Origin of the sequence: Nocardia sp. NPDC059691, from assembly GCF_042733915.1 — a bacterium.
Lineage (GTDB): Bacteria > Actinomycetota > Actinomycetes > Mycobacteriales > Mycobacteriaceae > Nocardia > Nocardia sichangensis.
On sequence record NZ_JBHWFB010000024.1, the window covers coordinates 68244 to 80917 of the forward strand.

A 12674-nucleotide genomic window follows, 5' to 3' on the forward strand; every position below is an offset into this window, starting at 1 on the left:
GTCCCGCCGCGGCCGGTCGCCGGGGCGCCGCCGTGACGGGCGGGGTGACGCCGCACCAGCTGGCGCAGGCGCTCGGCCTGCCGCCGCCGACCGACGAACAGGCCGCCGTGATCGCGGCGCCGCCGGGCCCCACCCTCGTGGTCGCCGGCGCGGGCGCGGGCAAGACCGAGACGATGGCCGCCCGGGTGGTGTGGATGGTCGCCAACGGGCTCGTGCTGCCGGACGAAGTGCTCGGGCTGACCTTCACACGCAAAGCCGCCCAACAGCTGACCGCCCGGATCCGGACCAGGCTGGCCCGGCTCGCCGGTGCGCCGCTGCTGCGCGAACTGGACCCGAGCGGCCGCCTGCGCGCCCAGCTGACCGGCGCGGAACCGGAGATCAGCACCTACCACTCGTACGCGGGCAGGTTGCTCACCGAACACGGCCTGCTGCTGCCGGTGGAACCGTCGGCGACCCTGCTGACCGCGACCCAGCTCTGGCAGCTCGCCCACCAGGTGGTGCACACCTGGGACGGCGATCTGGAGACCGATCGCACCCCGGTGTCGGTCACCGAGGCGGTGCTCGCGCTGTCCGGGCAGCTGGCGGAGCACCTGGTCGAGCCGGAGGAACTGGCAGAGGCGCACACCGAACTGGCGAAGCTGGTGTACACGCTGCCCCCGGGCCCGCGGCAGCGGGGCGGGCCGAGCCAGACCCTGCTGAACATCGTGCAAGTGCAGCGGGAACGGGTAGCGCTGCTACCGCTGGTGCACGAGCTCGCCGAGGCATTGCGCCGACGGGGCGCACTGGACTTCGGCGCGCAGATGTCCCTCGCCGCACGGTTGGCGGCCGAGCACCCCGAGGTCGCCGCCGCCGAACGCGCCCGTTTCCGCTTGGTCCTGCTCGACGAGTACCAGGACACCGGCCACGCCCAGCGGGTCCTGCTCGCCGCCTTGTTCGGCGGCGCGCCGGAGGAACGGACGCCGCAGCCAGCGACCCCGCCCGACATTCCTCCGGGCGATCGTCGCGGCGACGATGCTTCGTCATCCGCGGGCGTTCACACAGTCGCGCAGAGGGCGGCGCTGCCCGGTGCGCGGGAGAGCGTCGTGGCAGGTTCGGACACACTGCCGGAAACCGGGTCCGGGTCGTCATCGACCACCGACGCGCTTCCCGCTGCCCCCGCGCAGGGCACGCGGTCGCCGGGCGTCGACGCGAACGACGTCGAAGGACAACCGCGGTTCGCCGGCGCACACGACCCGCGCGCCGTGGCGAGGCGTGCGGACCAACCTTCGCGCCGGCACGAAACGCAGCGCCTAGCCGTGACCGCCGTCGGCGACCCGATGCAATCCATCTACGGCTGGCGTGGCGCTTCGGCGGCGAACCTGCCCCGGTTCGCCACCGACTTCCCCAGCGCGCCGGGCTTGCCCGCCCCGACGTTGTCCTTGCTGACCAGCTGGCGTAATCCGCCGGAAGCGCTGGCACTGGCGAATCTGGTCGCGGAACCGTTGCGGCGCAAGGCGACCGAGAGCGGAGGGGTGACGGTCGATGCCTTGCGCGCCAAGCCCGACGCCGGGCCGGGTGTGGTGGCGCTGGCGCTGACCGACACCGTCGCCGACGAACGGGAGTGGGTGGCACAGCGAATCGCCGCGGAGTGGGCTGCCCGGCACGTGGCCCAGCAGCAGCCGCCCACGTCCGCCGTGCTGGTGCGCCGCAATGCCGACGCCGCGCCGCTCGCGGAAGCCCTTCGCGCACAAGGTCTTCCCGTGGAGATCGTCGGGCTCGGCGGCTTGCTCGCCACGCCGGAGGTCGCCGACGTCGTCGCCACCCTGCGGTTGATCGCCGAACCGGGTGCGGGCAGCGCCGCCATGCGTGTGCTGACCGGCGCGCGCTGGCGCGTCGGGGTCGCCGACATCGCCGCGCTCGCCCGCCGCGCCAGGGACCTGTCCATCCGGCGTCCCGGGTCGGAGGGACACACCGAGATCGCCGACGGCGCCGCGCTGGACGAGGCGCTGCGCGAAGTGGCGCCGGAACCCGCCGAACAGGCCGGGCTGGCCGACGCGATCGCCGATCCCGGTCCGCCCGAGCGGTATTCACCCGCCGGGTTCGCCCGCATCGAGGCGCTGGGACGGGAACTGGCCGCGTTGCGCGAACGCAGCGGTCAGCCGTTGGCGGAACTGGTCGCCGATGTCGAGCGCACCATCGGCGTCGGTGTGGAGACCCAGACCCGGCGAGCCATGGCGGGCACCGGGGCCGGACGCGAGCATCTGGACGCGTTCGCCGAGGTGGTGGCCGGGTACGCCGCGGACACCGGCGCCTCGCTCGGCGGACTGCTCGCGTTCCTCGCCGCCGCGGAGGAGGTCGAGAACGGGCTGGAGCCGGGCGAGGTCGAGGTCGCCAAGGACCGGGTGCAGGTGCTGACCGTGCACGCGGCGAAAGGCCTGGAATGGGAGATCGTCGCGGTCCCGCACGTGGTGGAGGGCGTGTTTCCGTCCAAAGTCGGTTCCGGCACGTGGCTGGGCGCGCTCGCCGAGTTGCCCACGTCGCTGCGCGGTGACCGCAGGCAGGACGACGCGGCCGAGGGCGTGCCGGTGCTCGAGCTCACCGACTTGTACGACCGCGCGGACCTCGACCGCGCGATCAAGGCGCACAAGGAGGCGCTGGAGCGCCGCCGGATCGATGAGGAACGGCGCCTGTTCTACGTCGCGCTCACCAGAACCGAACGGGTGCTGCTGGTTTCGGCCCACTACTGGGCGGAGACCGGCAGCACTCCGAAAGGCCCCTCGGATTTCCTGCTGGAGTTGAAGCGCGCGCACCAGGACCCCGGCAGCCCGGCGTGCGACGTCTTGGCGATCGACCGCTGGGACGACCCGCCCGCCGCCGACGCCGTCAACCCGTTCACCGACAATCCCGCGACCGCCGAGTGGCCGCGCGACCCCCTCGGCGCCCGCCGCGAGCCCATCGAACAAGGCGCGGCACTGGTCCGCGCTGCCCTGGCGAATTTGCGCGCCCGTCCCGCCGCCACCGGGCACCACGGCTCGGAGCCGCACGGCGCTGCTGGTTCGATCCGCAGAACCAGGTCTGCCCGTGCCGAGATGCCGTCCGCGCCGGACGTCGACGAGCCGGGTTTCGCGGACCGACCGGGCGACTACGGGCCCGGTGACGAGCCGAGTCTCACCGGCGATTCGGCTTCTCGCCTGCCCGGTGATGAGCTGGAGTTCGAGCATGAGGCGGGCGACTACGGGCCGGGTGACGAGCCGAGTCTCACCGGCGATTCGGCTTCTCGCCTGCCCGGTGATGAGCCGGAGTTCGAGCATGAGCCGGGCGACTACGGGCCCGGCGATGAGCCGAGTCTCACCGGCGATTCGGCTTACTATTCGCCCGGCGATGAGTCGGATTCGCGGATGAATCGACCTACGCCCCGGCCCGCTGACAAGCCGGGGTTCGCGGATGAGTCGGGCTACTACCGGCCCGGTGACGGGCCGGGTTCGCGGATGAGTCGGCCTAATCCTCGTCCCGCTGATGAGCCGGGGTTCGCGGATGAACCGGCCTACTATCCACCCCACGACGAATACCCGCCCGACGATTTCGCGGGGAACTTCGAGGTCGGTTCCATCGAATACGCCGATCCCTACGCGGATATCGAGCCCTATTTCGGTTCGGCGCCGGACCCGGTGGAGGAGTATCTGTCCGCCGACGAACCGGCATTCGCCGCGACCGGCTTCGCTCCGCCCCCGCCGGAGGACCTGTACCGCCCGCACGACGCCCGCCTTGCGCCGGATCCCGCCGATCCGGAAGGCTGGGCCGCCGACGTCGACGCCTTGCTCGCCGAACACCACGCGGCCGCGGCCGCCGACGAAGAGGTGGAACTACCCGGCCAGATCGCGGCGACCGCCCTGGTCGAGCTGCGGGCCGACCCGGCGAAGCTCGCCGCCCGCCTGCGTCGTCCGTTGCCCTACCCGCCGAATCCACTGGCCCGCCGGGGCACCGCGTTCCATGCCTGGGTGCAGCGGTGGTTCGGCTCCACCCGCCTGCTCGGTCTGGACGAACTGCCGGGCGCGGCCGACGGCGGCGCGGCCGACGCGGGCCTGGACGCCGAGCTGAGCGCGATGCAGGAGGCGTTCCTGAACTCGCGCTGGGCCGATCGCAGTCCGATCGAAGTCGAGATCCCGTTCGAGACCTCGATCGCGGGCACCGTGATCCGCGGCCGGATGGACGCGGTATTCGCCGAACCCGGCGGCGGCTGGATCGTGGTCGACTGGAAGACCGGCGCCGAGCCGAGCGCCGCCGAGGAACCGGCGGTCGCCATGCAGCTGGCGGTTTATCGCCTGGCCTGGGCGCGGTTGATGGCCGCCCGCGAGGGACGGCCCGAGCACGAGATGCTGCCCCGGATCGGCGCCGCATTCCACTACGTGCGCACCGGCCGCACCATCGCGCCCCCGAACCTGGCCGGTCCGGACGAACTGGCCGAGCTGATCAGGAACGCCGCGCCCGCCGGCTCACCGCCAGCGACTGAGTGACGAGCGGGATCTGCAGCGGCAGCCGCAGCGCCGAGCCGATCTTCACCAGCCGCGGCGCCTTCTCGCTGGCGAGCATGTCCGCGGCGAACTGCACGTTAGCCGGGAACACCGCGATGAACAGCAGCGCCGCCAGCCGTCCGCCGAAGCCGCGGGTGCGCGGGACCGCGAGGGCGGCGGCGACACCGATCTCGGCCGCGCCGGAGGCGTAGGTGTAGTCGCGGGCGCGTCCTGGCAGGAAGCGCGGCACGATCGAATCGAAGGGCTTCGGCCGGATGAAATGCAGCACCCCGGAGCCGAACAGCAGGGCGGCCAGGGCCAGCGCGGGCCGCCGCCCACCGTCGGACACGGACGTCAGCGTATTTTCTGCCATGCAGGCACCCTTACATCCGCGCCGCCGCGCGTCGACCCCGGGTCACTTGGATGCGGACCCGGCGGTCCGCACCCCCGAACCGCCGCCCCTGCCTCTGGCGCGTCCTTCGCCCTCACCGAGATCGAGCAAGCGTGATCGGCGCGGACGCCGGGCAAAGCGCCGCGAACCCCACCGCGCGACTGCGGAGCCAACACAGCCCGGCTCGCACCGAGCCACCGCCCACGCCGCGCTTGCCTGCGGTGGTCCGCTCGACAGTCTGCCGCTGCGGCCCGTGAACCGAGCCGGGCTCGAATGCGGGTCGGGTGAAACGACACCGATCGTGTGGGCGTCCGCGGCCGAGCTGGCGTCGGTTGGGCCGGCGACGAAGGAGACGGGGCGTGGTGTCCGCGACGAAGGAGCAAGGGGGCAGCGCGGCCGATTCTGTAGCCGACCACTACGAACCGCGTACACCTGATAGCGAGCTTCGATGCCGACGTGCCCAGCGCACCCCCACCACGTCTTTCGAGCGAAGCGAGACCGAGCATCCGCCGCGAACACCTAGCGCCGCAGGCGCTGGAAAAACAAACACAGTAGGCTCCCCGGTGTGCCGGAGGGACAAGGATTACCGGGTATGACCGACACGAGCGACGAAACGACGGGTGTGCCCGGTGTTCGGTGACCGAGCGCGCAGCCTGGGCTTGGCCAGCAGGCCCGATTTCGCCCTGGTCGGTCTGCTGCGCATCCCGGAAGTGCAGACCAGTCCGTGGATTTCGCTGACCAGACGGGTGCTGTTCGCGACGGGGCTGTTGTTCCTGGCCGCGCTGGTGGTCTACCTCGGACGCGACGGGTACCACGACAACTCGGGCAACGAACTGTCGTTCCTGGACGCGTTCTATTACGCGACGGTGTCGCTGTCGACCACCGGATACGGCGACATCCACCCGGTGACGCCCGAGGCGCGGCTGGCGAACATCGTCATCATCACCCCACTGCGCATCCTGTTCCTGATCGTCCTGGTCGGAACCACGCTGGGCGTGCTGACCGAACGTTCCCGGCAGGCTTTCAAGATTCAGCGATGGAGGCACACCGTGCGCAATCACACCGTGGTCGTCGGATACGGCACGAAGGGGCGGACCGCGATCGACGCCATGCTCGGCGACGGGGTGCAGCCCGCCGACATCGTCGTTGTCGACACCGACGTGGTCGCCTTGGAGGCGGCCGCGAACGCCGGGCTGGTCACGGTGCACGGCTCGGCGAGCCAGTCCGACGTGCTGCGGCTGGCCGGTGTGCAGCACGCCGACTCGGTTGTGGTCGCCACCAATCGCGACGACACCGCCGTGCTGGTCACGCTGACCGCCCGGGAGCTGAACAAGGCCGCCAAGATCGTGGTGTCGATCCGGGAGGCGGAGAACACCCACCTGGTCCGCCAGTCCGGCGCGAACTCGGTGGTGGTGTCCTCGGAGACGGCGGGCCGGTTGCTCGGCATCGCGACCACCACGCCCACGGTCGTGGAGATGATGGAAGACCTGCTGACCCCGGAGGAGGGCTTCGCCGTCGCCGAACGCGAGGTGGAGCCGTCCGAGATCGGCGGCTCGCCACGGCATCTGAGCGATATCGTCCTCGGCGTGGTGCGCAACGGGGTGCTCTACCGCGTGGGCGAGCCGGAAGTCGACGCGGTCGAGGCGGGCGACAAGCTGTTGTACATCCGTCGAGCGGGCAAGTGACCCCGGCGCGAACCGGCCGCACAGCTTCGGCGATAGTCTCGAACCGTGTCGGCATTTCAGCTCAATAGCGTTCCGTTGCTCTCCCGTTCTGTCGTCGACCGGGCCGAGCACATCCGAGGTGATGCCCAGGCCCTGAAGGAGGGCTGGGCCGAGGCCAGACTCCTGCGGATCAACGGCCGCGGGCAGGTGCGCCTCGACGAAAGCGCCCTGATCCTGGACCCGGCCGTGGAGTTCTCCGCCGAGCCGAGCCCGGACGCGGTGTTCCTCGGTGTGGAGGAGGGCGTCCATCTGTGGGCGGTGCGTGATCCGGAGCTGGAGGGCGCGCTGACCGACCTGCGCGCGCTGGCCGGCGGCGCCGTCGACGACCGCACCGCCGCGTTGCTCTCGACCGCGATCGCGTTGCTGAACTGGCACGACAAGGCCGGGTTCCACGGCGCGGACGGCACCGTCACCATGTCGGCCAAGGCGGGCTGGTCGCGCGTCACCGAGAGCGGTTACGAAGAGTTCCCGCGCATCGATCCGGCGGTGATCTGCCTGATCCACGACGGCGGGGAGCGGGTGCTGCTCGCCCGCCAGGCCAGCTGGCCGAAGTCGCTGTTCTCGCTGCTGGCCGGGTTCGTCGAGGCGGGCGAGTCGCTGGAGCGCTGCGTGGAGCGCGAGATGCGCGAGGAAGTCGGCCTCGACGTGCGCGAGATCACCTACCTGGGCAGCCAGCCGTGGCCGTTCCCGCGCTCGCTGATGCTCGGGTTCGCCGCGGTGGCCGATCCCACACAGCCGCTGGCCTTCACCGATGGTGAGATCGCCGAGGCCGACTGGTTCACCCGCGCGCAGGTGCGCGAAGCGTTGGCGGTGGGCGACTGGTCGAACCGGGACGGGGGCGCCCGGTTGCTGCTGCCCGGCTCGATCTCCATCGCGCGCACGATCATCGAATCCTGGGCCGCGATCGACTAGCGCGCGCGGGCCGATGCGACCCGCGCGCGGCGGCTGATCAGGACAGACCGGCGAGGACCTGCTTGACCGCCGCCAGCGACGGGTTCGTCGCGGTGGAACCGTCGGCGAACTTCACGGTGGGCACCACGTGGTTGCCCCCGTTCACGCTGCCGACGAATTCGGCCGACGCCGGGTCTTGCTCGATATCGATCTCGACGTAGCCGATGCCCGCCTCGTCCAGCTGCTTCTTGAGCCTGCGGCAGTAGCCGCACCAGGTGGTCGAGTACATCGTCAGGGTGGGGTTCGCGTCAGTCACGGACACTGCAACGCCGGACGTCCGCGCACTGTTCCAACTCGAACCATATGCCGACTTGCGCGGCATTTAGTATGCGCGCATACTAAATGCATGACGATCATCGCCACCGCGCACGCCACCTCCAGTGCGCCGCCGACCGCCTTTTTCGCCCGCTGGGCCGACATGGCCACCTGGCCGGAGTGGAACTCCGACACCGAGTGGGTGCGCTTGGACGGACCGTTCGCCGAGGGCGCCACCGGGACGTTGCGGCCGAAAGGCGGCCCGAAGATCCGGTTCGTCGTCGCGCGTCTGACCGATCGCGAGTTCGTCGACGTCTCGAAGCTGTTCGGCGCGCGGCTCACCTTCGCCCACGAGGTCGCCGTCGCGGAAAACCGCACCACGGTCACCGTCACGGTCTCGATCGACGGACCGCTGCGCTTGTTGTGGACCAAGATCCTGGGCGCCGACCTGGCGAAATCCGTGCAGCCCGACCTGGACGCACTGGTGGCCGTCGCCGAGGGGGTCCCGGCATGAGTGCTACCGGTTCGAGCGCGAAGTACTGGCTGGCCGTCGTGTCCAGGGAACATGTCCGGCGCGGTGTGGAGCTGGGCATCGCCCAGGCGAACCACGGCAAGCGCGCTGCGGTGGAACGCATGCGGCCGGGCGACGGATTGGTGTACTACTCGCCGCGCGAGGGCATGCGGGCCGGAGCGCCGGTGCGCTCGTTCACCGCGATCGGCACCATCGACGACCACCCGGCCTGGCAGGCCGACCCGCAGGACGGCGGCTGCTTCCGGCCGTGGCGCCGTTCGGTCAGCTACCGAGCCGAAGCGCGGGAGGCGCCGATCGATACGCTGCGTGACGAGCTGGACCTCACCAGCGTGCCGAACTGGGGGATGATCCTGCGTCGTGGCCTGATAGAACTCAGCCCGCACGACTACGCGCTGATCGCGCGGGAGATGACCGACGAGTGAGGGAGGCCGATGCACGAGGCGGGGGACGGCAGGCTGCGTTCCAGATTTCGCGCGGCAGAGGAAAGTCCCGGACTGTTGCTGTGGCAAGTGACCAACCGCTGGCAGGCGGCACAGCGGGCGGCGCTCGCTCCCTTCGACCTGACCCACGTGCAATTCGTGCTGCTGGCTTCGCTCACCTACCTCGCCGCCGGCCGCGAGGATCCGGTCCGGCAGCGTGACCTGGCGGAATACGCCGCCACCGATCCGATGATGACCTCTCAGGTGTTGCGCGCCCTGGCGCAGAAGGGCCTGATCGAACGCCGCGACCACCCCAGCGACCGCCGGGCGAAGGCCCTGGTCGCCACCGAAGCGGGCGTGGCGCTGGTGAACCGGGCCATCGTCGCGGTGGAGGAATGCGACGCGGAGTTCTTCGCGCCGCTCGGCTCGCAGGACAGCGCCCCCTTCGCTCGTTCCCTGCGGTTGCTGAGCGACCGCTGAACGCCACGCGCCCGGCCGCCCGAAGCGGCGACGAGGCGTACAACGGGCGGTCGCGCGCGGCGCACGGCTACGGCGCCGATGCCGTCTTTTGCCTCGGTGCCGGTCTGCTCGCGAGCGGCTGCTCCCGACCGCGACCGGTTGTGTGTCGGTGGGCGCTGTCATGATGGATCGCGTGCCCGCTCTCGACCTCGCAGACCTCGATCCCGAGCAGGCCGCCGCCGTGCGAGCACCGCGCGGCCCGGTGTGCGTGCTCGCGGGCGCGGGCACCGGAAAGACCAGGACCATCACCTATCGCATCGCGCATCAGATCGCGCAGGGGCACGTCAAAGCCGATCAGGTGCTCGCGGTGACGTTCACCGCTCGGGCCGCTGGGGAACTGCGGACCCGGCTGCGGGCCCTCGGTCTCGGCGGGGAAGCGACCCAGGTGCAGGCGCGGACGTTCCACGCGGCGGCGTTGCGGCAGCTGAAGTACTTCTGGCCGCAGATCGTCGGCGACGTGCCGTGGCGGCTGATCGATGCGAAGTTCCCGATCGTCGCGCAGGCGGCGCACCAGGCCGGGCTGTCCACGGCCACCGATAGCGTGCGCGACCTGCTGAGCGAAATCGAGTGGGCGAAAGCCTCGCTCATCGCTCCGGAGGATTACACGGCGGCGGTCGCGAAGCAGCGGCGCGAGACGCCCTACGAGGCACTGCGTGTCGCGGACGTCTACGCGGGTTACGAGAAACTCAAGGCGACGCCGGACGGGCTGCTGCTGGATTTCGACGACCTGCTGCTGCATACGGCCGCAGCGCTGGAGGACTATCCGGCGGTGGCCGACGAATTCCGCGGCCGCTACCGCAGTTTCGTCGTCGACGAGTACCAGGACGTCACGCCGCTGCAACAGCGCGTGCTCGACGCTTGGCTCGGCGATCGCGACGACCTGACCGTCGTCGGCGACGCCAACCAGACCATCTATTCGTTCACCGGCGCCACGCCGAGCTACCTGTTGGACTTCTCCCGGCGCTTCCCCGACGCCACCGTGGTCCGGCTGGAACGCGACTATCGGTCGACTCCGCAGGTGGTGTCGCTGGCCAATCGGGTGATCGGAGCGGCGCGCGGGCGCATCGCGGGCACCAGGCTGCAACTGATCGGCCAGCGCGCCGACGGGCCCGAGCCGGTGTTCGCCGAATACGACGACGCGCCGGCGGAGGCCGCGGCGGTGGCCGAGGCGATCGGCCGGCTCGTCGCGGCGGGCACACCGGCCGCCGAGATCGCCGTGCTCTATCGGATCAACGCCCACTCGGAGAGCTACGAGCAGGCGCTCACCGAGCGCGGTATCCCCTACCAGGTGCGCGGCGGCGAGGGCTTCTTCGCGCGCGCCGAGGTCAGGCAGGCCGTGCAGGCACTGCGGCAAGCCGCCGCCCGCGACGACCTGCCCGACCAGGCGCGCAGCGGCAACTCCCTGGTCTCGCTGGTCCGCGCGGTGCTCGCGCCGCTCGGCCTGACCGCCACGGAACCCGCAGGCGCCCAGGCGCGTGAACGTTGGACCTCGCTGGTCGCGCTGGTGCGGCTGACCGAGGAACTCGTCGGCCACGACGACCGGCTCGACCTCACCGGGCTGCTGCGCGAGCTCGCGACTCGCGCCGAGGCCAGGCATCCACCCACGGTGCAGGGCGTCACGCTGGCCTCCCTGCACGCCGCCAAGGGCTTGGAGTGGGACGCGGTGTTCCTCGTCGGGCTGTCGGACGGAACCATGCCGATCGCGCACGTCCTCGCCGACGACGGCTCGGTCGCCGACGAGGCGGCGCTCGAGGAGGAACGGCGGCTGCTCTACGTCGGGGTCACCAGGGCGCGCGAACATCTGCGGCTGTCCTGGGCGCTGGCCAGGAACGAGGGCGGCAGGCGCAGCAGGCGGCGTTCGCGCTTCCTCAACGGTCTCGTGCCGGATGATTCGCCCGCCTCGCGGATCGCGGCACCGCCGTCGGCGCCGAACGGTGTCCGCCCGACCTGCCGGGTCTGCGCGAAACCGCTGATCGGCACCTACGCGACCATGCTCGGCCGCTGCCGCCGTTGCCCGGCCGAGCTGGACGCGGAATTGCTTGCCGCACTGCGGGACTGGCGTGCGGAGAAGGCGGAGGCGCTGCGGGTGCGCGAATTCGTCGTGTTCACCGACACCACGCTCACCGCGATCGCCGAACAACAGCCCGCCGACGACGCCGCGCTGGCCGCGATCGCGGGCATCGGTGCGAAGAAGATCGACCAGTTCGGCGCAGATGTGCTCGCGATCGTGGCGTCCCGGCTTCGATCCACATCACAAAACCGCAGGTAGAAAATAGGTTGTCCCGCTCGACGATCTTGCCTATGGTGGATTTCACGCACCGGGAGGGCATCTCGGCGCGCACAGTTACCGACACACAACGAGTACAGGAGGGAGGCAGAGCAATGGACAACATCATGAACTTCGGCGCCAGTGGCGTTGCGGTCTATGCGCCCATGGCGGCCTCCCGGGGGATCCTCGCCTTGCAGGGGATCGGTCTGTCCGGAATCGGTGCGTTCGGCATGTCCGGCACGCAAGTGAATTGCATTGCCATGCATGCGTCGAACCGCACCCAGATTCAGGGCAAGCCCAGCGCGGGCTGGCACCCGACGGCTGTCGAGGCAGCAGTCGGTGTCTTCGCGGATGAAGTCGGCTTCGAGCCGGCGGATCCGCGGGCAGCACGCCTCCGCACCGCACACCCAGCGACCGTGAACAGGACTCGACACAGATGTCGACCTAGGTAGGGAACTCCTCCCCGACCTCCTGGCCACGGATCGCAAGACAGCGAAACCGTGGCCAGTATTCTCCGGCCCTTCAGCCGACCGGCACCGGTTTCGCCACAACAAACGAACCGCTGCAAACGAGCTGAAGGAGAACGACGTGTTCACCGCACAGAGTTGGCCGCAGGCCACTACTGACGTGACATGCCGAACCGTGGCGTCGCCTACTCGGACCCAGGAGATCACCAAGGTCCTGCCCTGCCGCGCTGGAGACCCGGACCTCTGGTTCGCCGAGAGCCCGGTCCAGTTGGAGCAGGCCAAGGCGCTGTGCGCGACCTGCCCGATCCGCAAAGGCTGCCTGAGCGCCGCCATGGATCGTGGTGAGCCATGGGGTGTTTGGGGCGGTGAGATCTTCGACCAGGGTGTCGTGATCGCCCGCAAGCGTCCCCGTGGTCGTCCGCGCAAGGTCGCGGTCCCGGCATGAGCCGGGGAGTGACTTCCCTCCCTCCGGTCGATGTGCTCGATTCGGTCGGTCCCGGCACGGGCCGAGCCAACGAACGAGAAAGCAGACCAGCCGCCCACCGTTGTCTGGTGGGCGGCTGGTCTGCTTTGCAGCGCCTGCGGCGCTGCGTGTTCGCGGCCCCGGGAAGTCCCGCGGCCGAGCGACCGAGACTCGCGACTGCTGTGTTGGTTTTG

Annotated in this window: 11 protein-coding genes; 9 read left to right on the plus strand and 2 right to left on the minus strand. The window is 70.6% G+C overall.

Annotated features, from left to right (window positions below; translation table 11 throughout):
- Positions 1–32: 32 nt before the first annotated feature.
- The gene (locus ACFV2O_RS35650) at positions 33–4493 is read left to right on the plus strand and encodes an ATP-dependent helicase (protein ID WP_379256115.1); all 4461 of its coding nucleotides are present in this window, start codon (positions 33–35) and stop codon (positions 4491–4493) included.
- Here ACFV2O_RS35650 and ACFV2O_RS35655 read toward each other — a convergent pair.
- Positions 4450–4863, minus strand: coding sequence for a hypothetical protein (locus ACFV2O_RS35655; RefSeq protein ID WP_379256116.1), 414 nt, complete (start codon positions 4861–4863; stop codon positions 4450–4452). The two genes, ACFV2O_RS35650 and ACFV2O_RS35655, sit on opposite strands and share 44 nt — an antisense overlap.
- Positions 4864–5510: 647 nt before the next feature.
- Between ACFV2O_RS35655 and ACFV2O_RS35660 the strand changes: the two genes are divergently transcribed.
- Both ACFV2O_RS35660 and nudC read left to right on the plus strand, forming a co-directional pair.
- Entirely contained in the window at positions 5511–6566 is a 1056-nt protein-coding gene (locus tag ACFV2O_RS35660; RefSeq protein WP_355079967.1) for an NAD-binding protein, read from the plus strand.
- Between the two features lie 45 nt (positions 6567–6611).
- A complete protein-coding gene (gene nudC, locus ACFV2O_RS35665; RefSeq protein WP_379256117.1) occupies positions 6612–7517 on the plus strand; it encodes an NAD(+) diphosphatase in 906 nt (301 codons plus the stop codon).
- 37 nt (positions 7518–7554) lie between these two features.
- Here the strand turns inward: nudC and ACFV2O_RS35670 are convergent, their stop codons facing one another.
- Positions 7555–7785, minus strand: a complete 231-nt coding sequence (locus ACFV2O_RS35670) for a mycoredoxin (protein WP_379256129.1) — start codon at positions 7783–7785, stop codon at positions 7555–7557.
- A gap of 117 nt (positions 7786–7902) precedes the next feature.
- Here ACFV2O_RS35670 and ACFV2O_RS35675 point away from each other — a divergent pair, with 117 nt between their 5' ends.
- From ACFV2O_RS35675 to ACFV2O_RS35700, 6 genes are all read left to right on the plus strand, one after another.
- On the plus strand, positions 7903–8325 hold the full coding sequence (locus ACFV2O_RS35675) for an SRPBCC family protein (RefSeq protein WP_379256118.1): 423 nt from the start codon (positions 7903–7905) through the stop codon (positions 8323–8325).
- The gene (locus ACFV2O_RS35680; RefSeq protein ID WP_356960789.1) at positions 8322–8765 is read left to right on the plus strand and encodes an EVE domain-containing protein; all 444 of its coding nucleotides are present in this window, start codon (positions 8322–8324) and stop codon (positions 8763–8765) included. The genes ACFV2O_RS35675 and ACFV2O_RS35680 overlap by 4 nt, the downstream gene beginning before the upstream one ends.
- Positions 8766–8774: 9 nt before the next feature.
- Positions 8775–9242 (plus strand): MarR family winged helix-turn-helix transcriptional regulator, encoded by a 468-nt coding sequence (locus ACFV2O_RS35685; protein ID WP_379256119.1) that lies wholly within the window; start codon positions 8775–8777, stop codon positions 9240–9242.
- A gap of 160 nt (positions 9243–9402) precedes the next feature.
- Entirely contained in the window at positions 9403–11550 is a 2148-nt protein-coding gene (locus tag ACFV2O_RS35690) for an ATP-dependent DNA helicase UvrD2 (RefSeq protein ID WP_379256120.1), read from the plus strand.
- A gap of 113 nt (positions 11551–11663) precedes the next feature.
- On the plus strand, positions 11664–12002 hold the full coding sequence (locus ACFV2O_RS35695; RefSeq protein WP_379256122.1) for a hypothetical protein: 339 nt from the start codon (positions 11664–11666) through the stop codon (positions 12000–12002).
- A 136-nt stretch (positions 12003–12138) separates the two neighbouring features.
- Positions 12139–12462, plus strand: a complete 324-nt coding sequence (locus ACFV2O_RS35700; protein ID WP_379256123.1) for a WhiB family transcriptional regulator — start codon at positions 12139–12141, stop codon at positions 12460–12462.
- Positions 12463–12674 lie beyond the last annotated feature (212 nt).